At 69.2% G+C, this 23,496-nt stretch carries 26 protein-coding genes; 11 read left to right on the forward strand and 15 right to left on the reverse strand.

The features are described 5' to 3' along the window. Window positions 1–6: 6 nt before the first annotated feature. A complete protein-coding gene (locus ACIQTT_RS10140) occupies window positions 7–1,365 on the reverse strand; it encodes an alpha-L-fucosidase (protein ID WP_402789113.1) in 1,359 nt (452 codons plus the stop codon). An 85-nt stretch (window positions 1,366–1,450) separates the two neighbouring features. On the opposite strand from ACIQTT_RS10140, the gene ACIQTT_RS10145 reads away from it, so the two are divergent. After that, the gene (locus ACIQTT_RS10145) at window positions 1,451–2,779 is read left to right on the forward strand and encodes an alpha-L-fucosidase (protein ID WP_402789115.1); all 1,329 of its coding nucleotides are present in this window, start codon (window positions 1,451–1,453) and stop codon (window positions 2,777–2,779) included. 14 nt (window positions 2,780–2,793) lie between these two features. Further along, a complete protein-coding gene (locus ACIQTT_RS10150; protein WP_402789118.1) occupies window positions 2,794–3,120 on the forward strand; it encodes an L-rhamnose mutarotase in 327 nt (108 codons plus the stop codon). A 155-nt stretch (window positions 3,121–3,275) separates the two neighbouring features. On the opposite strand, the gene ACIQTT_RS10155 is transcribed toward ACIQTT_RS10150, so the two are convergent. The 5 genes from ACIQTT_RS10155 to ACIQTT_RS10175 all read right to left on the reverse strand — a co-directional run bounded on the left by ACIQTT_RS10155 (window position 3,276) and on the right by ACIQTT_RS10175 (window position 5,033). Then, complete coding sequence (locus tag ACIQTT_RS10155) at window positions 3,276–3,494, reverse strand: hypothetical protein (protein WP_402789121.1); 219 nt, start codon at window positions 3,492–3,494, stop codon at window positions 3,276–3,278. Between the two features lie 8 nt (window positions 3,495–3,502). Continuing rightward, complete coding sequence (locus ACIQTT_RS10160; protein ID WP_402789123.1) at window positions 3,503–3,736, reverse strand: hypothetical protein; 234 nt, start codon at window positions 3,734–3,736, stop codon at window positions 3,503–3,505. A 10-nt stretch (window positions 3,737–3,746) separates the two neighbouring features. Continuing rightward, complete coding sequence (locus ACIQTT_RS10165) at window positions 3,747–4,019, reverse strand: hypothetical protein (protein WP_402789125.1); 273 nt, start codon at window positions 4,017–4,019, stop codon at window positions 3,747–3,749. Continuing rightward, on the reverse strand, window positions 4,016–4,453 hold the full coding sequence (locus tag ACIQTT_RS10170) for a hypothetical protein (protein WP_402789128.1): 438 nt from the start codon (window positions 4,451–4,453) through the stop codon (window positions 4,016–4,018). Before ACIQTT_RS10170 ends, ACIQTT_RS10165 begins: the two co-directional genes overlap by 4 nt. Before the next feature lie 106 nt (window positions 4,454–4,559). After that, window positions 4,560–5,033: a hypothetical protein gene (locus tag ACIQTT_RS10175; RefSeq protein WP_402789131.1), complete on the reverse strand. Its 474-nt coding sequence runs from the start codon at window positions 5,031–5,033 to the stop codon at window positions 4,560–4,562. A 173-nt stretch (window positions 5,034–5,206) separates the two neighbouring features. Between ACIQTT_RS10175 and ACIQTT_RS10180 the strand changes: the two genes are divergently transcribed. Next, window positions 5,207–6,703: a hypothetical protein gene (locus ACIQTT_RS10180; RefSeq protein ID WP_402789134.1), complete on the forward strand. Its 1,497-nt coding sequence runs from the start codon at window positions 5,207–5,209 to the stop codon at window positions 6,701–6,703. A 127-nt stretch (window positions 6,704–6,830) separates the two neighbouring features. On the opposite strand, the gene ACIQTT_RS10185 is transcribed toward ACIQTT_RS10180, so the two are convergent. Next, window positions 6,831–7,895 carry a LacI family DNA-binding transcriptional regulator gene (locus tag ACIQTT_RS10185; RefSeq protein WP_402789137.1) on the reverse strand — a complete coding sequence of 355 codons (1,065 nt, stop codon included), beginning with the start codon at window positions 7,893–7,895 and terminating at the stop codon, window positions 6,831–6,833. Window positions 7,896–7,955: 60 nt separating this feature from the next. Here ACIQTT_RS10185 and ACIQTT_RS10190 point away from each other — a divergent pair, with 60 nt between their 5' ends. The 3 genes from ACIQTT_RS10190 to ACIQTT_RS10200 all read left to right on the forward strand — a co-directional run bounded on the left by ACIQTT_RS10190 (window position 7,956) and on the right by ACIQTT_RS10200 (window position 10,876). Continuing rightward, window positions 7,956–9,182, forward strand: coding sequence for an MFS transporter (locus ACIQTT_RS10190; RefSeq protein WP_402789140.1), 1,227 nt, complete (start codon window positions 7,956–7,958; stop codon window positions 9,180–9,182). A gap of 162 nt (window positions 9,183–9,344) precedes the next feature. After that, window positions 9,345–10,040 carry an endonuclease NucS gene (nucS, locus tag ACIQTT_RS10195; protein ID WP_400442431.1) on the forward strand — a complete coding sequence of 232 codons (696 nt, stop codon included), beginning with the start codon at window positions 9,345–9,347 and terminating at the stop codon, window positions 10,038–10,040. 167 nt (window positions 10,041–10,207) lie between these two features. Continuing rightward, window positions 10,208–10,876, forward strand: coding sequence for an HAD hydrolase-like protein (locus ACIQTT_RS10200; RefSeq protein ID WP_402789142.1), 669 nt, complete (start codon window positions 10,208–10,210; stop codon window positions 10,874–10,876). Window positions 10,877–11,085: 209 nt separating this feature from the next. Here the strand turns inward: ACIQTT_RS10200 and ACIQTT_RS10205 are convergent, their stop codons facing one another. Continuing rightward, entirely contained in the window at window positions 11,086–11,292 is a 207-nt protein-coding gene (locus tag ACIQTT_RS10205; RefSeq protein ID WP_247623963.1) for a cold-shock protein, read from the reverse strand. A gap of 643 nt (window positions 11,293–11,935) precedes the next feature. On the opposite strand from ACIQTT_RS10205, the gene ACIQTT_RS10210 reads away from it, so the two are divergent. Then, window positions 11,936–12,754, forward strand: coding sequence for a shikimate 5-dehydrogenase (locus tag ACIQTT_RS10210; RefSeq protein WP_402789145.1), 819 nt, complete (start codon window positions 11,936–11,938; stop codon window positions 12,752–12,754). A gap of 94 nt (window positions 12,755–12,848) precedes the next feature. On the opposite strand, the gene ACIQTT_RS10215 is transcribed toward ACIQTT_RS10210, so the two are convergent. Continuing rightward, a complete protein-coding gene (locus ACIQTT_RS10215) occupies window positions 12,849–14,033 on the reverse strand; it encodes an MFS transporter (RefSeq protein ID WP_402789148.1) in 1,185 nt (394 codons plus the stop codon). Window positions 14,034–14,147: 114 nt separating this feature from the next. Here ACIQTT_RS10215 and ACIQTT_RS10220 point away from each other — a divergent pair, with 114 nt between their 5' ends. Then, window positions 14,148–14,597: a MarR family winged helix-turn-helix transcriptional regulator gene (locus tag ACIQTT_RS10220; protein ID WP_402789151.1), complete on the forward strand. Its 450-nt coding sequence runs from the start codon at window positions 14,148–14,150 to the stop codon at window positions 14,595–14,597. A 73-nt stretch (window positions 14,598–14,670) separates the two neighbouring features. Beyond that, complete coding sequence (locus ACIQTT_RS10225; protein ID WP_402789154.1) at window positions 14,671–15,363, forward strand: aspartate/glutamate racemase family protein; 693 nt, start codon at window positions 14,671–14,673, stop codon at window positions 15,361–15,363. 5 nt (window positions 15,364–15,368) lie between these two features. Here the strand turns inward: ACIQTT_RS10225 and ACIQTT_RS10230 are convergent, their stop codons facing one another. Beyond that, window positions 15,369–16,412 carry a zinc-binding alcohol dehydrogenase family protein gene (locus tag ACIQTT_RS10230; RefSeq protein ID WP_402789157.1) on the reverse strand — a complete coding sequence of 348 codons (1,044 nt, stop codon included), beginning with the start codon at window positions 16,410–16,412 and terminating at the stop codon, window positions 15,369–15,371. An 18-nt stretch (window positions 16,413–16,430) separates the two neighbouring features. Here ACIQTT_RS10230 and ACIQTT_RS10235 point away from each other — a divergent pair, with 18 nt between their 5' ends. Then, window positions 16,431–16,541, forward strand: a complete 111-nt coding sequence (locus tag ACIQTT_RS10235; RefSeq protein ID WP_402789159.1) for a MarR family transcriptional regulator — start codon at window positions 16,431–16,433, stop codon at window positions 16,539–16,541. Window positions 16,542–16,642: 101 nt separating this feature from the next. Here ACIQTT_RS10235 and ACIQTT_RS10240 read toward each other — a convergent pair whose 3' ends face one another. Beyond that, window positions 16,643–17,530, reverse strand: a complete 888-nt coding sequence (locus ACIQTT_RS10240; protein ID WP_402789162.1) for a dihydrodipicolinate synthase family protein — start codon at window positions 17,528–17,530, stop codon at window positions 16,643–16,645. 130 nt (window positions 17,531–17,660) lie between these two features. Between ACIQTT_RS10240 and ACIQTT_RS10245 the strand changes: the two genes are divergently transcribed. Next, a complete protein-coding gene (locus tag ACIQTT_RS10245; protein WP_402789165.1) occupies window positions 17,661–18,845 on the forward strand; it encodes an alcohol dehydrogenase catalytic domain-containing protein in 1,185 nt (394 codons plus the stop codon). A 25-nt stretch (window positions 18,846–18,870) separates the two neighbouring features. Here the strand turns inward: ACIQTT_RS10245 and ACIQTT_RS10250 are convergent, their stop codons facing one another. From ACIQTT_RS10250 to ACIQTT_RS10265, 4 genes are all read right to left on the reverse strand, one after another. Beyond that, window positions 18,871–19,131, reverse strand: coding sequence for a hypothetical protein (locus ACIQTT_RS10250; protein WP_402789168.1), 261 nt, complete (start codon window positions 19,129–19,131; stop codon window positions 18,871–18,873). Next, a complete protein-coding gene (locus ACIQTT_RS10255; RefSeq protein ID WP_402789171.1) occupies window positions 19,128–19,364 on the reverse strand; it encodes a hypothetical protein in 237 nt (78 codons plus the stop codon). Before ACIQTT_RS10255 ends, ACIQTT_RS10250 begins: the two co-directional genes overlap by 4 nt. 104 nt (window positions 19,365–19,468) lie before the next feature. Then, window positions 19,469–20,875: a sigma-70 family RNA polymerase sigma factor gene (locus ACIQTT_RS10260; RefSeq protein ID WP_402789174.1), complete on the reverse strand. Its 1,407-nt coding sequence runs from the start codon at window positions 20,873–20,875 to the stop codon at window positions 19,469–19,471. A gap of 106 nt (window positions 20,876–20,981) precedes the next feature. Then, a complete protein-coding gene (locus ACIQTT_RS10265; RefSeq protein WP_402789176.1) occupies window positions 20,982–22,967 on the reverse strand; it encodes a hypothetical protein in 1,986 nt (661 codons plus the stop codon). Window positions 22,968–23,496: the final 529 nt, after the last annotated feature.

Below are 23,496 nucleotides of genomic sequence, written 5' to 3' on the forward strand. Positions count from 1 at the left end.
CTCGGGTCACTCGGATTCGTCGGTGGAGAAGTCGATGGCGATGACGTCGATGAGGGCACCGCTGGGGGATGCCGGCGCGACGATGCGCAGCTCGCCGGAGTCGTCGCCGGCGGTGGATGCCTCGTGCACCTCGAAGCTGGCGTCGTGCTGCAGTTCGAGGCCGTCGGCGAGCCGGTGCACGCGGGTGATGCGCCGCACGGGCAGACCGCGCACGATGACCTCGTCGACCGGGATCGCGGTCAGGTGAAGGTAGAGGCGCCCTTCGCGGGCGGTGGTCGGTCCGTGGAAGTCGATGCCCTGCGTGGGCTCCACGCCGATCACGGCTTCGGCGTGCGCGTCCATCCAGTCGGCGAACTCCTGCAGGCGCGCGTTCTCGATCTCGGGCAGGGTGCCGTCGGGGCCGGGGCCGACGTTGAGCAGCAGGTTGCCGCCGCGCTCGACCACGTCGATGAGGGTCACCAGCAGCGACCGCGCCGACTTCTCGTTGTCGGCGTGCTCGCGCCACGCCCAGTGGTCGCCGATCGTGAGGCAGAGTTCCCACGGCCCGGTGGGCACCGTGAGCGGGAACCCCTGCTCGGGCGTGCGGTAGTCGCCCTGCCCGGGGAGGCGGTCGTTGATCACGACGTCGGGCTGCAGCTCCTTGATCAAGCGACGCAGGCCCGGGGCTGTCCACTCGGCGGCCGAGCGCTCCCAGTCGCCGTCGAACCAGAGCAGGTCGATCGTGCCGTAGTTGGTGAGCAGTTCGCGCAGCTGCGCCCGCACGTACTCGAGGTAGCGCGACCACTCCTCGGGGCTGGAGCGACGGTGACGATCCGTGGCATCCGGGGTGTCGGCGAACTCGGGCATGCCGGCGGCGGGCCAGTGCTCGAGCTTGTAGGGCAGGTCCTCGTCGCGGAACGCCGGGTAGTCGGGGTGATTCCAGTCGGGGAGGCTGTAGTAGATGCCGACCTTGAGGCCCTCGGCGCGCACGGCGTCGACGAACTCGCGGGTGATATCGCGGCCGAAGGGACCGTGCTCGACGCCGAAGTCCGACTGATCGGTGAAGAACATGTTGTATCCGGCATGGTGGCGCGCGGTGAAGACGATGTAGGTGGCACCGGCCGCCTTCGCGCGGCGCGCGAGGTCGACGGCATCCCAGTTCTGCGGCTCGAACGTGGGCGCGGTGGCCTGGTATTCGGCGACGGTCACCGCGTCGTCGACGGCATCCACGCCGGGGATGATCGAGCGGCCGACGAGCGGCCAGGAGATCTCGATGCCCTGCTGGGATGCCTGATCCCAGTGCACGAAGATGCCGAAGCCCGCGCCGCTGAACCATTCACCGCCGGGGATACGGGTGGTGGGGCGTCGGAAGTCTGCCGTTGTCATTGAAGCTCCTCGTCGAGTTCCAGATTTCCTATAGGATAGGTGATAGCCGAAGCAGTTCACAAGGGTGTGACGAAAGGTGCCGATGATGGCCATGTTCAAGACCGATCCTGTTCGCCCCGCGGAGTACCGCGCCTTCGAGCGGCCGCTGCCGGAGTGGTTCCGCGGCTCGGCGCTCGGGATCTTCGTGCACTGGGGGCCGTACTCGGTGCCGGCGTGGGCCGAGCCGACCGGCGAGCTCGGCGCGGTGCCGCGCGAGGAGTGGTACGCCCACAACCCTTACGCCGAGTGGTACGCGAACACGATCCGCATCGAGGGGTCGCCCGCGCGGCGGCATCAGCAGGAGGTGCACGGCGGAGCCCCCTACGACGACTTCCTCGACCAGTGGAAGGCCGAGCAGTTCGATGCCGACGAGGTGCTCGCGGTCGTCGCCGCGACCGGCGCCGGGTACTTCATCCCCACCACCAAGCACCACGACGGCGTGACCCTGTGGGATGCGCCGGCCACCGATGGGCGCAACACCGTCGCCCGCGGACCGCAGCGCGACCTCATCGCCGAGTTCGCCGAGGCGACCCGCGCGAAGGGACTGCGCTTCGGCGTCTACTACTCCGGCGGTCTCGACTGGCACTTCTCCGACCTGCCGCCGATCGACCGCGATGACGCCCCGGCCCCCGACGACCGCGCCTACGCCGAGTACGCGCACGACCACGTCATCGACCTCATCGACCGGTATCGCCCCGACATCCTCTGGGGCGACATCCGCTGGCCGCAGGCCGGGATCGAGCCCGGGCCGAAGAGCCTCGCGCACGCGTTCCGGACGTTCTACGACGCCGTGCCCGAGGGTGTCGTCAACGACCGGTGGGGCGAATCGCACTGGGACTTCCGCACCAGCGAATACGTGCACGGCACCGCGGTCGAGGTCGGCGAGGCGTGGGAGAACTGCCGGGGCATCGGACTCTCGTTCGGCCACAACCGCAACGAGGGTCCGGAGCACCTGCTCACCGCCGACGAGGCCGTGCGCCTGCTCGTCGACGTCGTGTCGCGCGGCGGCAACCTGCTGCTGAACATCGGCCTCGAGGCATCCGGTCGCATCCCCGACGCCCAGCGGCAGACGCTCGAGGGACTCGGTGAGTGGAACCAGCGGTTCGGGCACGCGGTCTTCGGCGCCCGGCCCGAGCCGCGCCTGCAGCCGTCCGACGAGCCGTGGCTGCGCTGGACCCGCACCGACGACGCGGTGCACGCCGTGACCGATCAGCGCAGAAGCATCCGCCTGCCCGATCCCGACGGCCTGCTCGACGAGGCGAGCGCGCGCATCGGCGACGAGCCGGTCTCGGCGTCGCGCGACGGAGATGCCATCGTGGTGGAGGTGGCGGATGCCGCGACCCCCGTCGCGATCTCCTTCCGCCCGCGCGACTGACGAAAGGCCCTCACATGCGCATCGCCCTGCACTCCGAGATCCGCGACGGCGCGATCGACGACTACCGCACGCACCACGCACGGATCCCGGATGCCCTCGCCGCGACGTTCGCGCACATCGGCATCCACGACTGGACGATCTGGCGGTCGGGACAGCGGCTGTTCCATGTGGTCGAGTGCGATGACTGGGATGCCGCGATCGCCGCCCTCGACGACGACCCGGCGAACGCGGAGTGGCAGAAGGACATCGGCCGCTTCGTCGAGCTCTTCCGCGGACCCGACGGCACGGAGGGCTTCACCCCGATCGAGGAGGTCTGGGACCTCCGCACCCAGGTCTCGTAGTTCCGCGGGGCGGGCCCTTCGACAGGCTCAGGGACCCAGTCTCCGTTCACGCATCCGGGTCGCTAAGAGGAACTGGGTCGCTGAGCCTGTCGAAGCGTCCCCCACGCGCACGCTCCCTAATCCCAGGCGAACGATCCCCATCACGCCGAAAACGATCATGCACACCCCGAGCCCGACAAACCCTCAACCGATGACCCCATCATCGTCGGCGTCTGACGACCCGCTGACATCTGCGCCAACCGACGCCCGAAGAACTCCGTCTGCTTCTCGAACACGAGCTTGTTGAGCGCCTTGCGATGCCGGACGATGAGCACGCCGATGACGATGGTGAGCGACCCCATCACGAGGTTGGCGATGATGCCGGTCAGATCCATGATGCTCCTCAGGACAACCCGATGAACGCCGTCACCAACATCACGCTGCCGGCGACGACCATGAACGCGCCGACCAGGGCGATGCGCACGAGCGGGCGTCCGCGAATCGAGTCGTCTGCCGTTGGCTGTCCATAGAAGAAGCGAAGTCCTTTATAAATGACGCGCACAAAGACCCGGCGCGAAAAGATTGCTATGACACCAACAACGACAAGCACTCCCCCGATGATGAAGTCGGGATTCACGGTCACATCTTCACCCACCCGCCGATGCACGCACGAACGCAACCACGCACGCGACGATGAGCACGATTCCCATACCGGATGCTCCCACGCCCACGACTCCGATCCAGAACGGACTTTGCAGACGCTCGAACGCACGAGAGGTCGGCCGGCCGACGAGCCCGCGCTGGATCTTTGCGGTCTCGTCGAAGAACGACCGCCGATACCGGACGAGGAGCAGCCCTCCCACCAAGGCGACGATTCCCGCGACGAGCGGCACCACGATGCTCGGCTCGAAGTCACTCATCCGCACGGCTCCTCACTGTATGTGCCGTCCGCGCGCATCCATCCCTTCGGCTGCCAGTCCTCGATCGACGCGACGTCGTCCTCGAAATAGAACTGAGCGAAAGACTGCACGCCGTCAACCTCGAGAGTTACAGCGATGTTGTCCGGATCCGAGAGGTACCCGGAGTCGGCGGTGACGGTGAGGCCCGCAGGGAGCGCAGCGGTGTCAATAACCGCACCGGTAGCGATTTCCACTGAACCCGAGGCTTCGAAAGATACGACGCCTCGCGCGGTGTTCGACCGCCGCGCGACCCACATATCGACGAAGACGAGCGTGCCGGGATCACCGCAGTATGCAACGGCAAGATTTCCGTCCACCTTCGACAGCTTCAGTGGCGCGTCCGTGTACTCGCCGGGGAAAGGGAGGTTGCACCCGGTGAGCCCGACAGCGAGCATCCCCGCTAGGCCGATACCGGCGCAGGCGCTCCGGCGTCGGTGAACTTTCCCCTGAGGCGTCGTCGCGCGATTCCGCACGACCCGTCGACCCCGCCACCGTCGTGGTTCACCCGCACGGCTCCGCACTGTACGAACCGTCCGCGCGCATCCATCCGTCCGGCTGCCAGTCCTCGATCGACGCGACCTCATCCTCGAAGAAGAACTGAACGCTCGACTTCATACCGTCGACCTCGACAGTGACGTCTATGTTGTCCAAGTCTGCGGGGAATCCTGAGTCGTCCGCGACGGTCATTCCGGTGGGGAGGGAGGAAGGCCCGATGATCGTTCCGGTGACAATCTCCGCCGTTCCTGACGCTTTGAAGGCGACCTCACCATACGAGGTGTCCGACCGTTGCGCCCACCACATGTCGACGAAGACGAGGGTACCGGGATCACCGCAGTATGCGATGGCCGGATGTCCATCCACTTTCGATAACCTCAGCGGCGCGTCCGTGTATTCGCCGGGGAAAGGGAGGTTGCACCCGGTGAGCCCGACAGCGAGCATCCCCGCTATGCCGACGCCGGCGCAGATCCTCCGCATGCGCTGACTATACAACCGGGGCCCCATCGGGCGGTTGCGTGGGGCGGGGCCCTTCGACAGGCTCAGGGACCCAGTTCGTGTTCATCCCACGCCACTGCGTCGCTGACAAGAACTGGGTCGCTGAGCCTGTCGAAGCGTCCCCCGCGAGAACACTGTCGTGGCAGAGTAAGCCCGTGAGGCGGACATGGGTGCGAGAGCTCGGGGGATGGGTGCTGGCTGCCGCCGTGTCCCTCATCGCCGCGGCATCCGTCGCTTCCTCGGCCCGCGCCGAGCTGCTGTTCCGCGACGGCGACTCTCTCATCGTCGCGATGCTCTCGCATTCGCTGCTCGCCGGCGATCCGTTCGACTGGGCGATGTCGAGCGTGCTGTTCCTGCCCGAGACGGCGGTCTTCGCCGGTCTCGACGTGGCGCTGCCGCTGGACACGAATGGACTCTTCGCCGTGAGCGGGGTCGTGAACCTGCTCGCCCTCTACGGTGCGCTGCGACTCGTCGCCGGGCGACGGCGAGAGGGACGCGCGCCGGTCGCCTGGTCGGTGATCGCTCTCGCCGCGTTCGGTGTGCTCGCGATGACCGAGACCTCGGCCTCGCGTGACGCCCTCGAACTCGCCTCGCTGCAGCTCACGACCACCTATTACTCCGCGACGGTCGTCGGGGTCGTGCTCGCGATCGGTATCGCGCGACGGATGCTCGACGGCGCCCGCCTCGTGCCGATGTCTCTCGCGCTCGGCGCCGTGGCCCTCGTCTCGACGCTGTCGAACCCGCTGTTCGCGGCCTGGGCGACCGTACCGCTCGGCACGATCGCGATCATCGGCGCCCTGCGCGCAGCCACGCGACGGCGGATGCTGACCGTTCTCGCTGCACTCATCGGCGGCACGGCACTCGGCTTCGCCGCGCGTATTCCGTTCTCGGCATGGATCGCGAACACCGGTGCCGGATACGCCCAGCCCGACCTCTGGCGCGAATCGATCGGCTATTACGGAGACCTGCTCATCGCGCGACTCTCAACCCCTCTCGGGGTCGTCGCGCTCGTCGTCGTCATCGCCCTGATCACGCTGGCCGTCGTGCAGACCGTGCGGGCCGAAGACCCCGGCTCGCGGTTCGTCGCTCTGGCCGCCTGGGTCGTACCGCTGTTGGTCGCCGTGGGCGCGATCGCGCTCGGCACGCACGCCGCGCGCTACCTCCAACCGCTCGCCTTCGCGCCGGTGCTCGCACTCGTGGCGATGCCGCGCACCGTTCGACTACCCGCGCGACTCCGGCGGCAGGCGGCGGCGGTCGCGGCAGTGATCCTGGTGGTCGCCGGCGGCCTCAGCATCCCCCGACTGAGTGACGCCGCGAACGCCCCCGATGCGGATGCCGCGTGCGTGACCGACTGGGTCGAAGCATCCGCCCGCACCGGCGCGGGGCAGTTCTGGACCGTGCGTCTGCCCAAGCTCCACCTCGACGATCCGTCGCAGCTCGTGCAGGTCGACCATCAGCTCAACGGCTACGCGTGGCTCGTGAACCGCGAGGACTTCGATGCCGGAACCGTGTCGTTCCTCGTCGAGGATGCGCAGACGGTCGAGTGGGACCTGCCGATCCAGGCGATCCCCGACGAGATCGTCGACTGCGGCCGCTACCGGATCCTCGACTTCGGCGAGACGGAACTGCCCCTGGGGCCGCAGCGCAGTTGACGTGTTGCGGGGCGGGTGCTTCGACAGGCTCAGCAACCCAGTTCTTCGCTCAGCAACCCAGTTCCCGGCAACCCGTTTTCCGCGACTGGGTCCCTGAGCCTGTCGAAGGGCCCCACCCCGCGAGACCTCAGCGCGCCGGAACCCCGGTCGTCGTTCCCGGCCGGAACACGCACACGAGGTTCTGCGTCTCCCCGGCCTCGCCGCCGAGCATCCGCGCGATCTGCTCGCCCGCGGCACGACCCTTCTCGACGGCGGGCTGCACGGTGGTGGTGAGCGACTGCCCGGCGAGCCCGTCGATCGCGATGCCGTCGAACCCGGCGACCGAGACGTCCTCCGGCACCCGCAGGCCGAGTTCCTCCGCGGCGCGGATCACACCGACCGCGAGCAGGTCGCTCTGCGCGAGCACAGCGGTGGGCCGGGTGGCGGCGTCGGCGAGCAGCATCCGTCCGATGACGATGCCCTCGTCGATGAAACTGCCGGATGCCGAGATCGCGGGAGCACCGGGGAAGACTCGGCGCATGCCCTCGAGCCGATCGACGGTCACCCCGACGGTCGCGGCGGCGAGCCGCTCGGCGGTGACCGGTCCACGCTCGCGATCGGGGCCGAGCGTGAGCGTCACGATCGCGACGTCGCGGTGCCCGAGATCGTGCACGTGCTGGGCTACCGCGACCGCGGCATCCGCGTTGTCGAGTGCGATGCGGGGGATCGTGCCGTCGCCCGGGTCGCCCTCGATCACGACGACCGGCAGCCCGCGCCCTCGCACCACCTCGACCGACTCGCGCGTGCGACCTGACCATCCGATCAGCACGTACGCGTCGACCGGGGCGCTGGCGAGGCCGGGGCCGTCTTCGCCCGGCTCGTCGCGCATGAGCAGGATGCCGGCGCTGAGCTCGGCGAGCCCGTCGGCGAGGCCGTCCATCATGGCGGTGGTGACGGGGTCGAGGAAGGCGTTGCGCAGGTGCCCCTCGAAGACGACGGCGACGATGCCGCTGCGTCCGAGCCTCAGCGAGGCGGCGCGAGGATCGGGGCCCGCGTAGCCGAGGTCGGCGGCGGCGGCGAGCACGCGCTCGCGGGTGGCGTCGGCGACCTTGGCCTTGCCGCTGAAGACGACGGATGCCGTCGATGTCGCAACCCCTGCCTCACGGGCGACGTCGGCGATGGTCGCGCGCCGAGGCGGCTCCTGACTGCTCATACTTCGAGAATAGCCCGCCCGCCTTTCCGCGCGTCGAATCGATTCGATACACTCTCGATCATGGACACCGCCCTCACCCGCTCGCAGTTCGTGCGCTGGCGCGCGGCGATCTTCGCGATCTTCATGGCCAGCGGCCTCTCGATCGCGACCTGGGCGTCGCGCGTACCCAGCATCAAGGCCGATCTCGATCTCGACAACGCGCAGGTCGGACTCATCCTCCTCGGCATGGGCATCGCCTCGATCATCGGCATCTCGACCAGCCCCGCCGTCATGGCCCGCACCGGGGCACGCGTCGGCATGCTCGCCACCATGTTCATGTTCTCGGGCGGCATCGCCCTCGTCGGCTTCGGCTCGACCGTTTTCGCTTCGGTGCCGGTCGTGCTGATCGGCATGGTGCTGTTCGGGTACGGCAACGGATGCCTCGACGTCATGATGAACGTCGAGGCGACGGCGATCGAGCAGCAGATGGGCAAGACCGTGCTGCCGGTCTTCCACGCCTTCTTCAGCTTCGGCACCGTGATCGGCGCGGGCATCGGTGCCCTCGCTGCCTGGCTTCAACTCACCGTCGCCACCCATGCCGGCATCATGGGGATGCTGCTGGCTCTGGTCGCGGTCGCGACGTTCCTGCAGGTTCCCGTGCGCGAAGCCGCCCTCGACCCCGAGCCCGCCGAGAAGCCGGCGTTCCGCGAGCGCCTGCACACCTCGCTCGAGGCCTGGCGCGAACCGCGCACCTATCTGCTCGGCGTCGTGATGCTCGGTATGGCCTTCGCCGAGGGCGGAGCGAACGACTGGATCGCACTCGGCACCGAGCAGGGCCACGGCTTCAGCACGGGCACCGGGGCGATCGCTCTCGCCGTCTTCTCGGTCGGCATGACCGTCGTGCGCCTCTTCGGCGGACCGCTCGTGGATCGCTTCGGCCGAGTCGTCGTGCTGCGCGTGCTCTCGGTGTCGGCCGCCGCCGGCGTGCTCCTGTTCATCCTCGCGCCGAACCTGCCGCTCGTGCTCGTCGGCGCAGCCCTCTGGGGCATCGGGGCCTCTCTCGGCTTCCCGATCGGCATGTCGGCCGCCGCCGACGACCCCGCCAAGGCCGCCGCCCGCGTGAGCGCCGCCGCGACCATCGGGTACGTCGCCTTCCTCGGCGGCCCTCCCGTGCTCGGTTTCATCAGCGAGCACATCGGCCTGCTCAACACGCTGTTCATCCTGGTCGTGCTGATCGTGGCATCCGGCCTGTTCTCGGGCGCCGCCCGCCCGCTCCGCGCCGACGAGAAGGTCTCCGCGACGAAGTAGGCGCGTCGGCCGCGCGGCATCCGCCCGCCGTGCCGGAGGAGATCTCGCGCAACGCAGGAGCGGATGCCGGAACCGATCCTGCGCAACGGGAGATCTCCTCCGTAGTGTGCGCCGCGGCGGAGGAGCGCGAGAAGCACGCCCGCGACGAAGTAGGCTCGTCGGGTGCGTCTCGTCATCGCCCGCTGCTCGGTCGACTACACCGGTCGGCTCAATGCCCATCTTCCGCTTGCCACGCGTCTGCTCGTGCACAAGGGAGACGGGAGTCTGCTCGTGCACTCCGACGGCGGCAGCTACAAGCCGCTGAACTGGATGAGCCCGCCGTGCACCCTCACCACCGAGGAGCCCGGCGAAGAAGAAGCGAGCGCCGGCGTCGTCGAGGTGTGGCGGGTCACGCACAAGAAGACCGGCGACGCGCTGCGCGTGCAGATCTACGAAGTGATCAGCGACACCTCGCACGAACTCGGCATCGACCCCGGCCTGCAGAAGGACGGCGTCGAGGCCGACCTGCAGCGGCTCCTCGCCGAGCAGGTCGAGCGCATCTCCGAGGGTGCGACGCTCGTGCGCCGCGAGTACCCGACGGCGATCGGGCCCGTCGACCTGTTGGTGCGGGATGCCGACGGCGCCGCCATCGCGGTCGAGATCAAGCGCCGCGGCGACATCGACGGCGTCGAGCAGCTCACCCGCTACCTCGAGCTCCTCGGCCGCGACCCCCACCTCTCCCCCGTGCAGGGCGTGTTCGCCGCGCAGGAGATCAAGCCGCAGGCCCGCGTGCTCGCCGAGGACCGCGGCATCCGCTGCCTCGTTCTCGACTACGACGATATGAAGGGCATCGAGTCGGGCATCCCCCGCCTCTTCTGACGTCTTCCTCGCGCGCGAAAACGGAGACCATCGCGCCGACGCCCGGTGTGTCGGATGCCGACGCGCCGGGCCTCACGCGAACGATCTCCGTTTTCGCGCACCGAGCGCCCCTGCACGTCCGTGCACCGTGCGCGATCACGCGCCCCGCGCCCCATAGGCTGGAGGGCATGGCCTCCTCCCCTTACTCCTGCGTGCTGTGGGATGTCGACGGCACGATCGTCGACGCCTCGGTCGGCATCCTGCGCCGTCTGAACGTCGCCCTCACCCACTTCGGGCACCCGGCGCCGACGCGCGAGCAGCTCGTGCACTGGATCGGGCCGCCCATGTTCCAGTCGTTCCAGGACCAGGCGGGCATGACGCCCGAACAGTCCGCCGAGGCGGTGTCGTTCTACCGCACGCTCGGCAAGGCCGACGGTTATACGACCGACGTCACCACCTACCCCGGGGTGACCGACCTGATCCATGACGTGCACGCCGCCGGCATCCCGCAGGCGACCGCGAGCTCGAAGCCCGAGAACCAGGTCGACGCCCTGATCGATCACTTCGACCTGCGCGCCGACTTCGTCACGACGGTCGGAGCGACGCCCGACGAGTCGACCCTGGCCTCGAAGACCGACATCGTGGCCGAGGCGCTGCGTCGCCTGGAGGAGCGCGGCGCCGACGTCTCACGCCCGGTGCTGATCGGCGACCGTCACCACGACGTCGAGGGCGGCAACGCCAACGGCGTTCCGGTGATCTTCGTCGAGTGGGGCTTCAGCGACTCTCACGAGGGAGACGACGCGGCGTTCCGCGCAGCATCCGTCGACGAGTTGCGCGCCCTGCTGCTGTCGGCCTGACGCCGATCGGTCGCGTACCCAACTCAGGAAGACTCGACCGATCGGGCGCGATTCGGGCCGGATCCGGCGGAAATCGCCCGTTCTTCCTGAGTTAGTACACGCCGACCGCCACGCCCCGCGCCCCGGAATCGCCCCGAAAAGCACAAAGCTCCCCGCCGGATGTCACCGATGGCGACGGATCCGGTCGGGGAGCGATGCTCCTGCCCCGTTCAGAGGGGGCGGATGTTCTCTGCCTGCAGGCCCTTGGGGCCCTGCGCCACGTCGAACTCGACTCGCTGGTTCTCTTCGAGAGACCGGTAGCCGGAGGAATCGATTGCGGAGTAGTGCGCGAAGACGTCAGCGCCTCCGTCGTCGGGGGAGATGAAGCCGAAGCCCTTCTCCGAGTTGAACCACTTGACCGTGCCCTGGGTGCTCATGTACTGCCTGTTCTGCTGGAAAAAATAGCCGACGCAGGGATGCACCGACATCGCTAACGCTAGTGGAGGAGACCCCGAGGGCAATAGACGCAATCAGAAGGTAATCCAAATGTTGCATGAGCGTCGTAGCGGGGGCGCCGCTCCCCGACGCCCCCGGAGACGGACCCTCGCTCAGAAAATGGTGTGGCCCTCACCGCGGGGGGAGCGATGAGGGCCGAAGACGACCGGAGGGTGCGTCAGCGTCTACTGTACATCTTTTTTCGGACTCTTGTCCCCCATTTGGGGGACAAATCTCAAAAAAAGTGCAATCATGTCGATAGCGGCCCCCTCGAGTAGCCCATTGGGGACTGACCTACTCGAGAGGGCCCAATCGCATGCACGGATCGTCTTGCCTCTGGGGAAGGCTTCCCGTCTTCTGGGGAAAGACGGAGACGATCGATCCCCATGTGCATGCATCTTCACCATAGGGGAGGAAGCACGAACACGCCACGACGGGGGCCATGGCGGAAGCGGCAAGGGTGGGGAGATTGATCCGCAAGGATCGCAGGTTTCGGGAAGAGGCGGGGCGGACAGCACGGAGGCACCTCCGGCGTTCCGCCTCTCCCGAATCCGCGAGGCGCTCGAAGCTGAGTAGCCTGAGCGGGTGACCATGCTGAACAAGGACATGACGCTGTGCATCTCGCTGTCTGCTCGACCGAGCAACAACGGCACGCGCTTCCACAACTTCCTCTACGAGGCTCTCGACCTCAACTGGATCTACAAGGCCTTCGCGCCGACCGATCTCGCCCAGGCGATCGCGGGCGTGCGCGGCCTCGGCATCCGCGGGTGCGCGATCTCGATGCCCTATAAAGAGGACGTCATCGCGCTCGTCGACCGCATGGACGAGTCGGCGTCGGCGATCGACTCGGTCAACACGATCGTGAACGACGAGGGCGTGCTCACCGCGTACAACACCGACTACTCGGCCATCGCGCAGCTCATCGAGGAGAACGGGTTGGATGCCGCGGGCTCGGTGCTGCTGAAGGGATCGGGCGGCATGGCCAAGGCCACCGCTGCCGCCTTCCGCGACGCCGGCTTCGCGAACGTGACGATCGTCGCGCGCAACGAGCGGGCGGGGCGCGCCCTCGCCGACCTGTACGGCTTCGCCTGGCAGGCGGATGCCGGTGACACCACCGCCGACATCATCGTGAACATCACCCCGATCGGCATGGCCGGCGGGCCCGACGAGCACACGCTGTCGTTCTCGGAGGAGGCGGTGGCCGCGGCATCCGTCGTCTTCGACGTCGTGGCGCTGCCCGCCGAGACGCCGCTCGTGCGCGCGGGGCGTGCGGCCGGGAAGACGGTCATCAGCGGTGCCGAGGTCGCGACGCGCCAGGCACTCGAGCAGTTCGTTCTGTACACCGGCATCCGCCCGTCGGTCGAGCAGGTGCGCCAGGCCGAGGAGTTCATGCGCGCGCAGTGACCCGCGCCCTTCGTCTCGCTGCGCTCGCTCCGGGATCGGTGCCGAAGATCGGTTCCTGAGCGAGGAGCGCAGCGACGAGACGAAGGGCCTGGATTCAGACCGCGACGGACTCGCGCACCTCGACCGGAGTCTGCGCCCGCCGCGCGGCGGTTGCCGCGAACAGCATGATCACCAGGGCGGATGCCGTGATCGCCGCGCCGATCCAGATGGGGGAGGTGTAGCCGAGCCCGGCCGCGATCCCCACCCCGCCCGCCCAGGCACCGAGTGCATTGCCGATGTTGAACGCACCGATGTTCGCGCCCGAGGCGAGCGTCGGCGCACCGCCGGCGAACTGCATGATGCGGCTCTGCAGCGCGGGCACGGTGCCGAAGCCGAAGCCGCCCATCGCGACGAGGATCACCATCGTCGCGGGCTGCGACCAGGCGAGCAGCGCGAACGCGACGAGCACGACGACGAGCGCCGCGATGAAGATCAGGAGCGTGCGGTCGATCGAGCGGTCGGCGAGGCGTCCGCCGATCGCGTTACCGGCGACGAGGCCGACGCCGAAGAGCACGAGCAGCCATGGCACGGCGGCGGTGTCGAAACCGGAGACTCCGGTGAGCGTGTACGCGACGTAGGTGAAGGCGCCGAACATGCCGCCGAAGGCGAGCACCGTGACGACGAGCGACAGCCATACCTGGCCGGACCGGAACGCCGAGAGCTCCTGCCGCAGGCTCACGACGGCACCGTCGACGCGGGGCGCCTTGACCACGGCGGCGATGCCGATCAGGGCGACGACACCGATGACGGTGATCACCCAGAACGTCGCCCGCCAGCCGAACTGCTGGCCGATGAAGGTGCCGAAGGGCACGCCCAGCACGTTCGCCGCGGTAAGGCCGGTGAACATGATCGAGATCGCGCCGGCCTTCTTGTCGGGGGCGACGAGCTCGGAGGCGACGACCGAGCCGATGCCGAAGAACGCTCCGTGGCAGAGGGCGGCGACGATGCGCCCGATCATGGCCCCGGTGTAGTCGGGGGCCATCGCGGTGAGGGCGTTGCCGGCGATGAACAGCACGAGCAGTCCGATGAGCACGGCCTTGCGCGGCAGCCGCACGGTGGCGGCGGTGACGACGAGAGCCCCGACGGCGACACTCAGCGCGTAACCGGAGATGAGCCAGCCCGCCGTCGCCTCGCTCACGGCGAAGTCGGCGGCGACCTCGGGCAGCAGGCCCATGATCACGAACTCCGTGAGTCCGATCCCGAAGGCGCCGAGGGCGAGTGCGATGAGTCCGAGTGGCATGGTGGTGCTCCGAGGTGCTCTGATAAGGTAGTTGCAGACGCGGGATATTGCGTCCGGAACACAATGATTGCACGCGCAAGTAGTTTGCGCAAGCAACGACTTTCGGAGGTCACCATGGGCATCTCGGACGACGCCGTCGAGATCCGCGCACGAGGCTGGCGCACACTCGCCGCCCTGCACGGGATCATCGAGGCCGAGCTGGAACGCGCGCTCGGAGCATCCGTCGATCTCTCGGTGGTCGAGTACACGGTCCTCGACGCGCTCAGCCGTCAGGACGGCTGGCACATGCGGATGCAGCAGCTCGCGCGCGCGACCGCCCTCAGCCCCAGCGCCACGACCCGCCTCGTGACCCGGCTCGAGGACCGCGGACTTCTGACCCGCATCCTCTGCGCCGACGACCGCCGCGGCATCTACACCGAGCTCACCGCCGCCGGGCGTGCGCTGTACGACCAGGCGCATCCGATCCACGACGAGACTCTCGAACGCACCCTCGGCGATGCGATGGAGCAGCCCGAGCTCGCCCCGGTCGTGCACGCCCTGCAGGGGAGTTCCGCGCTGGCGTAGGCCCTTCGTCTCGCACCCGGTTCCTGAGCGAGGAGCGCAGCGACGAAACGAAGGGCGCCGATACCCTGATCGGATGAAGACGATCGGCGTTCTCGGCGGCATGAGCTGGGAGTCCTCCCTCGAGTGGTACCGCCTTGCGAACGAGCGGGTCGCCGCACGACTCGGCGGCTACCACTCGGCGCGCATCCTGCTCGATTCGCTGGACTTCGCCGAGATCGAGGCGCTGCAGGCGCAGGACGACTGGGACTCCGCGGGCACCCTCCTCGCCGAGCGCGCCCGAGCGCTCGAAGCGGCCGGTGCCGACCTGCTCGTCCTCGCCACGAACACGATGCACCTGGTCGCCGACCGGATCACGGATGCCGTCGACATCCCGTTCCTGCACATCGCGGATGCCGCCGGCACCGCGGTGTCAGGCGTGAAGCTCACCACCATCGGCCTGCTCGGCACGGCCTTCACGATGGAGAAGCCGTTCTATGCCGAGAGACTCGCGGCCCACGGCATCCGCACGATCGTGCCCGATGCCGCCGACCGACGCATCGTGCACACCGTGATCTACGACGAACTGGTGCACGGCATCGTCCGCGACGCATCGCGACAGGCGTACGTCGGGGTCGTCGACCGTTTGATCGCGCGCGGCGCCGAAGGCGTCATCCTCGGCTGCACCGAGATCGAGCTGCTGCTCTCCGACGACGATGTTCCGGTGCCGGTGTTCCCGACGACCTCGCTGCACGTGGATGCCGCAGTCGCGGCGGCTCTGACGGAGTAGCGCCCCTACTCGGCACCCCAGGGCCCGGTCACGACGACTTTGCCGATGGTCTGCGAGGTCTCGACGAGCGCGTGCGCCTCGCGCAGGGTCGCCGCATCGAGCGGTGACAGCGTGGTCGTGAGCGTCGTGCGCACCTCGCCGGCGTCGAGGAGCGCCGCGACGCGCGTGAGCAGCTCGTGCTGGTAGTCGTCGTCGGGCTCGTGGATGGGGCGGGTGAACATGAGCTCCCAGTGCCAGGTGACGCTCTTGCCCTTGAGCGCGTCGATGCTGCCGCCGGTCTCGTCGATCGAGACGACCTCGCCCCGTGGCCGGATCACCTCGGCGATCGCATCGATGTTGCCCGGTGTGAACGAGGTGAACACGTAATCGACGCCGGCCGGTGCGATCTCCCGGACGGATGCCGCGAAGTCTCGCCCCACGACATGATCGGCGCCCATGCGCGTCACCCACTCCACCGACTCCGGCCGCGAGGCCACGGCGATCACCGTGAGTCGCGTCAACGCTTTGGCGAACTGGATGATCAGCGATCCGACACCGCCGGCGGCACCGATCACGAGCAGCGTCCCCTCGCTGTCGGCGTCGAGCCGCAGCCGGTCGAAGAGCGCCTCCCAGGCGGTGATCGCCGTGAGCGGTACGGCGGCGGCCTCGGCATCCGACAGCGATGCGGGAGCGCGACCGACGATGTTCTCGTTCACGAGCTGGAACTGCGCGTCCGATCCCGGCCGGTCGATCTGACCGGCGTAGAAGACGCGCTCGCCCACGGCGAAGCGGCGGGCGTCCTCGCCGACGGCGACGACGCGACCGACGGCGTCGAACCCGAGCACCCGCGGGGCGTCGCCCTTCTTCGAACGACCGCGGTTCTTGACGTCGACCGGGTTGACCGAGACGGCGTCGACGGCGACGAGCAGGTCGCGGCCGTGCGGAACGGGCGTCGGGATCGTCGCATCGACCATCGAGGAGGGATCGGATGCCGCGCCACCGGGCGCGTCGATCGCGAGCATCGTCTCGGGGGTTTCTGCGTGTGCCGCGGTGGGCGTCTCGTGTGCCATGGCTAGACCATATCCATCATGGGCATCAGCCCGAAGGTCCTCACCGCCACGCTCCGCCGCCTCGAAGACAGGGGCCTGCTCACCCGCGAGGCTTCGCCGAGGTGCCGGTGCGCGTCGAGTACGCCCTGACCGAGCTCGGCATCGATGCCGCTCGCCCTCTGCGCGGACCGCGCGACTGGGTCGAGGCGAACATCGAGCGCTTCCCGGAGGCCTGAGAGCGGACACTCGCCTCAGTCGCGCAGCCCCAGCTCCTCCACCACGGCGACCACCCGCGCGCGATCGGCGCCGTCGAGTCCGCGCAGGGGCCGAGGCAGCGAGGGCGCGGCGACCAGACCGAGATGCTCGGCGATCGTCGCGGTCACCCGCGCGCTTCCGTGCACGGCGAAGAGATCCCACAGCGGCCGCAGACGTTCGGATTCCGCCAGCGCCGCGTCATCACCGGCGAGCGCTGGGCGCGCGATCGCGAGCATCGCACCGGGCAGCGTTCCGCCGACGGCCGTGAACCAGGTGTCGCACCCGCCGAGCAGACCGGCCGCCGCTGCGCCGTCGCCCGAGATGCCGATGCGCACGTGCTCCGGCACCACCGCACGGATCTCGGCGACGCGGGCACGCGACGCATCGACCCCTCCGACCGGCGGGATCTTGATCGCCGCGACCTGCGGCAACTCCGTGATCCGCGCGTACAGCTCGAGCGAGAACGTGAACCTCGTCGTGCCGGGGTTGTCGTAGACGACGAGCGGCACCGAGAGGCCGGCGGTGACGTCGGCGTACAACCCGAAGACGTCGTCGTCGGTGAGCGGCTGATAGCTCACCGGGGCGAGGAGCACGGCGGATGCCCCGGCATCCTGCGCGTCCTCGGCGAGCGCCTGCACGTGCGAGGTGCGCGTCGCGCCGATCCCGACCACCACCGGGATCCCCCGGGCATGTTCGACGCTGGCGCGGGCGACCGTCCGACGCTCCTCCCGGTCGAGATAGGCGTACGAGCCGGTCGAGCCGAGTGCGCCGATGGAGTCGACGCCCGCGTCGGAGAGGCGGTCGATCAGTCCGGCGTAGGCGGCGAGATCGATCCGGTCGTCGCGGATCGGGGTGAGCGGAAAAGCACTGAGACCGGTGAGCACCCGACCAGCGTATTGGGGGCATCCGCTCCTGCAGCTTCCGGCGAAGCGTCCGCCGGGCACCTGTCAACCGGGTGGGCGGATGCCTCGGCACCGACGACGGTGGAAGCACGACCACGGAGCGGAGACGACGATGAAGGCATTGACCTGGCAGAAGACGCACACGGTGACGGTGGAGGAGGTCCCGGATCCCGTCATCCAGCAACCGACGGATGCCATCATCCGCGTCACGTCGTCGGCGATCTGCGGTTCCGACCTCCACCTGTACGAGGTCTTCGGTCCGTTCATCGATCGGGGCGACATCCTCGGGCACGAGCCGATGGGCGTCGTCGTCGAGGTGGGAGCGGGCGTGACGACGCTGAAGGTCGGCGACCGCGTCGTGATCCCGTTCAACATCTCGTGCGGGGAGTGCTTCATGTGCCGCCGGGGCCTCCAGTCGCAGTGCGAGACCACGCAGGTGCGCGAGTACGGCAGCGGTGCCGCGCTGTTCGGCTACACCAAGCTCTACGGCCAGGTGCCGGGCGGGCAGGCCGAGTATCTGCGCGTCCCCCTCGCCGACTACAACCACATCGCGGTCGGCTCGGACCTGCCCGACGAGCGCTACCTGTTCCTCAGCGACATCCTGCCCACCGCCTGGCAGGGGGTGGAGTACGCCCGGGTTCCCGAGGGCGGCACGCTCGCCGTCATGGGGCTGGGTCCGGTCGGGCAGTTCGTCGCACGGATCGGTCGCCACCGCGGATACCGCGTGCTCGCGGTGGATCCGGTACCGGAGCGGCGCGCGATGGCCGAGCGGCACGGCATCGAGACCTTCGACCTCACCGACACCGTGGTCGACGAACTGCGGGATCTCACGGACGGCCGCGGCACCGATTCCGTGGTGGATGCCGTCGGGCTCGAGGCGCACGGCAGCGGCGGCGTCGCGTTCATCCAGAAGGCCGTCGGGCTGCTCCCGGACGCTGCGGCCCGTCAACTGCTCGACAAGGCCGGCATCGATCGGCTCGCGGCGGTCTACGCGTCGATCGACGCGGTGCGGCGCGGCGGAACCTTGTCGCTCAGCGGCGTGTACGCCGGCGACGCCGACATCCTGCCCCTGAAGACGATGTTCGACAAGCAGCTCAGCCTGCGGATGGGGCAGTGCAATGTGAAGCACTGGACCGACGAGCTGCTGCCCCTCGTCGAAGACGCCGCCGACCCGCTCGGGGTGATGGATCTCACGACCCACCACGCGCCGCTCGACGACGCCCCCGAGCTCTACCGCACCTTCCAGAAGAAGGAGGACGGCTGCATCAAGGTCGTGCTGCACCCTTCGGCCGGGTGACCGTCGGGGCGCCCGCGCGGGGCGGTCAGGAGCGGCGGTTGCCGACCCCGGGCTCGTCGTTGTGATGGGAGTCGTACGACTTCGCCTCCGCGGAGGCCGCCTCGTCGGTCGCGTCGTCGACGCCGACGGCGCCGGTGCCGCCCGAGTCCGCTCCCGCACCGCCCGCGGGCACGTCGTTCAGGCCGGCATCCTCGCCGCGTCGCTGTTCGAGGAGCTCTGCGATGTTCTCCTCGGCTTCGGCGCCGGTCGGCATACCGACCGGCGAGGAGCTCTCGGCGCCGCTCACGAGGCTTCGCCCGGATAGTCGGCGGCGGAGACATCCGACGGCGAGCTCGCGAGCCCCAGATCGGGATCGGTGTTGACGCCGCCGCCGATCGCATCCTGGCCGGCGATGCGCTCCTCCGCCGACACCTCGTCGTCGGATTCGGCGTGCTCCTCCGCGATCAGGTCCTCCTCCTCGGGACGGATCGCCGATTCCTCGGCGTTGAAGGAGTTGATGAGCCCCTCGGGATTCGACATGTCGTGCTCCTCTCGTCGTCGGTCGTGAGGGTTCCAGCGTGCCCGCGACGAGCGTGTAACGGATGCCCGTTGACAGGCATCCGCTCGGCGCGTAGATGCCGGTCTCAGTCGATCGACGCGCGCACGGTCTGCGCCTCGGGGCCGATCTGGCCCCAGGCGCTGCCGGAGAGCGTCTGGTCGCCGATGACGGCCGCGACCTCGAGGCGGTAATCGCCCACCTGCTCGTCACGGTCGTCGCTGATCTCGAACACCCCGTCCGGCTGCCCCTCGACGGTGCAGACGAGCGCGGCATCCGCCGGTCGGCAGTCCCATCCGGTCGGCGTCGCGACGACCGCGAGCCCCTCGGGGAGGGTGAGCGAGATGGTCGACGACTCCTCGCGCCCGGTGAGCGAGACGGCGAGGGTCGCCGTGCCCGGCCCGGTGATGTCGGAGGTGACGACGAGTTCCGAGACGACCGGGGCGGGCGCGGCGATCTGTTCGATCACGGGCGGTACGACGACCACGCCCAGGATGCCGAGACCCCCGACGATCGCGAGCACCGGCCAGATGTGGCCTAGCACCTGCCAGACGGATGCCGCGGCCCCACCGACCAGGCTCGACGCGCTCGATCCGGCCGACGACGACCCTCCCGACGACGACCCTCCCGACGAAGATCCGGCGGATGGGTCGGCCTCGTTCGCGGGCTCTTCGGATGCCTCGGCGCTGGTCGGAGCGAGCACGACGTTACCGATCAGCAACACGGTGACGATACCCAGCAGCGATGCCGTGGTGGTGAACCGACCCCACGCGGCGCGGCAGCGCGGGCAATCGCGGATGTGCTCCATGCCGGCGGAGTCCGCGGCGTCGTCGACGTCTTCGGTGATCACCGCGGGCAGACGGGTGGCGGCGTGACGGCACTCGGTGGGCGGATCGTCTTCTTCGAGGACCACCCGCAGCATCGCCCGGCGCAGTCCCCTGCGGGCGCGCAGGCTCAGCGCATAGATCGACGCGGCCGAGCGATCGAGTTCGCCCTCGAGTTCGGCGGGTTTGCGACCGTCGATGATCGTGGCCCGCAGCACCTGCTGCTGATCGGCGGGGAGCATCAGGAGGGCCTTGCGGACGCGACGGTACTCGGCGTCGAGCTCGATATGACGCGTGTCCTGCATCACCGTCGGCAGGTTGTCCTCGGCGTCGACGAGCGGCAGCACGCGGGAGCGCGGCGAGCGGAACTCGTCGATCATCCGGTTGCGCATGGAGCGGATCACGTACGCACCCGCCTTCTCCTTCGGACCGGTACCGGTCTTCCAGAGCGAGAGCAGACCGACGAGAGCGTCGGCGAGCAGGTCGTCGGGGTCGATGCCGCCGGTGGCGAGACGACGGGCGGTGGTGAGAAGCATCCGCTGGTTGCGGAGCAGGAACATGCCGGCGGCCGCGCGATCGCCCGCGTTGGCGGCCGCGCTGAGCCGGTCGTCCTCCGCGTATTCGCGCAGGAGCGCCGGATCGATCGCTCGCTGCCGTGCCCGTACTGCCATCTGACGACCTCCCCGATCATCATTGTCCCGCACTCCCGCGGGCCCTGCGCCGACGCGAATCGGCGGCACCGGTCACCCGGTGCCGCCGATTCGACGCGTGCGGTCGTCAGACCAATCGCCTCCCGCGCAGGAGCATGCCGGCCGCACCGACGAGGAGCAGGCCCCCGCCGATCGCGAGCGGAGCCCACGGCACTCCGCCGCCGGTGAGCGCGAGAGTCGCGTCCGCCGAGGCGTTGCCGTTCGAGCTGGAACCCTCGCCGGGTGCGCTGCTGCCGCCGCCCGCCGGGTTCTCGGTGCCGGGTTCATCGGTTCCCGGCTCATCGGTGCCGGGGCTCTCGGTGCCCGGCTCGTCCGTTCCGGGGTTCTCGGTGCCCGGGTTCTCGGTGCCCGGGTCGTCGGTTCCCGGGTCGCCGGTCGAGGCGCGCAGACTGATGGTCGCCTGCTCGGTGATCGCCTGACCCAGGCAGTTGGTGAACACGGCGCGGTAGTACGTGGTGTCGGCGGGGTTCACGGTGATCGACGTCGAGGTCTCCCCCACGATGTCCTCCCACGGGCCTCCCGCCGTGAGCGCCTGCTGCCACTGCACGGTCGGCGCATCGTCGCCGTCGGCCGCGGCCGTCAGCGTCGCCGACTGACCGGCCACGACGACCGACGGCGTGGGGCTCTCGGTGATCGCGAGCGCGGAGCCGAAGACGTAGCCGTCATCGAAGACCACGGATGCCGCGACCCCGAACTGCGTGTACGAGACGGCCACGTCGGAGGGTCCGCAGTACGCCGGCGTCGTGACGCTCCAGGCGCCGTCGCTCTGCACGAGGTCGGTGCCGGGGATGCCGTCGAAGGTGACACCGGTCACGGTGACCTCGGTGCGCACGAGGCCGGGGGCTCGGCGATTCTGGCTCGTTCCGTCGCCGAGCACGCCGATGGTGTTGATGCCCCACGAGTAGGTCTTGCCGTCCGAGCCGGTGGCGAGCGCGTGCTGCGAGCCGGCGTCGATCGAGGTGAACGTCACCCCCGCAGGTAGCTGGGCGAGACCCGGAACGTAGCGGCCGGTCGTGGTGCCGGTGCCGAGCGTGCCGTTGCTGTTGGCTCCCCACGAGTAGAGCTGCCCCGTGCTGTCGAGAGCCAGGGAGTACGACGAACCCGCGCTGATCTGCGCGATCGTCACCCCCGCGGGAATCGCGCCGACGGTCGGGGTGAGCACGGGGTCTCCCGAGGTGTCGCCGTTGCCGATCGGGCCGCTGAGGTTCGATCCCCAGGCGTAGACCTCGCCGGTGGACGCGAGTGCCAGCGAGTGGCCGTTGCCCGCCGAGATCTGCGCGAACGTGACGCCGACCGGCGTCTGTACGAGAGCCGGTGTCGCCCGGTCGCTCTGTGCGCCGTCGCCGAGCTGGCCGGAGTAGTTCTGGCCCCAGGCGTAGATCGACCCGTCGCTCGCAAGGGCCAGCGAATACGTGCTCCCCGCGTCGATGGTCGTGAAGGTGACGCCGGCCGGGGTCGCGAGCTGCACCGGCGCGGTGCGCTGAGTGGTAGTGCCGTCGCCGACGCGCCCCTGACCGTTGTAGCCCCAGCCGTAGAGCAGGCCGTCGGAGCCGACGGCGAGCGCGTGGTACGAGCCCGCATCGACGTCGGTGAAGGTGACGCCCGCGGGCATCTGCACCGCGACGGGCGCGATGCGGCTCTGGGTGTCTCCGTCTCCGAGCTGGCCGTAGGGACCCTGTCCCCACGAGTAGGCCTGGCCTGCGGGGTCGAGGGCGATCGCGAAGCCCTCACCGCCCGCGACCTCGGTGAAAGTCACGCCGGCGGGCGCGGCCACACGCACCGGGGTGAGCCGGTTGGTGGTGGTGCCGTCGCCGAGCTGCCCCATCGAGTTGAGGCCCCAGGCGTAGGCGTTGCCGTCGTCACCGAGCGCGTACGACGGGCCGAGGTCGGCCGAGACGCTCGTGAACCGCACACCGACGACGGTGTCGCTCACGGTCGCGCCGCCGATCGTCGGGCCGGCGTCGGGCGTCGGCGCGGCCGACGCCGCCAACGGTGACAGCGCCACCGCTGCTGCGGCGCCGAGGACCGTGGCGATCCCCAGTCCGCGAGTCATTCGTCTGCGCGTCGAGCGCGCGTCTTTCGTGTACTCCCCCATCAGGTTCCTCATCTCCGGGCGCACGACGGCGCCCCTCCCCTCGGTCGGCAGGGTGGGCCGACCAGGTCGGCCCGGGTAGCCGACACGTAGATAACAACGGATGAGCGCAGAGAATCTGACGCACCGTCGTCTCGGAGGCTACTGGAGGCTCAAAGATATATGCAAGTGAATACTTCTTTACCACTGAACGCTCATTCAGTGGAACTCATGTGCAGCCCGTTCCGCACACGACGGAGCGCCCGGGGGGCCTCCTCTTCTAGACGAGCAACGAGCGGGACCCCCCGCTTGCAGGGCCCCGCCCCGGGTCAGTAAACCGCCCGGCGCAACGCGTCTTCGCGCCCGGTCGCGCCCAGCTTGCGATAGAGGTTTCGCAGCTGGCTTTTCGCGGTTTTCGCCGAGATGAACAGCCCCCCCCCCCCCCCCGCGAGGAGGGTGCTGCGCGACCAGCGCCACCCTTCCGAATACGAGGTGGCGACGGATCTCTGCC

This window comes from Microbacterium sp. NPDC090225 (assembly GCF_044772365.1).
Taxonomy (GTDB): domain Bacteria; phylum Actinomycetota; class Actinomycetes; order Actinomycetales; family Microbacteriaceae; genus Microbacterium.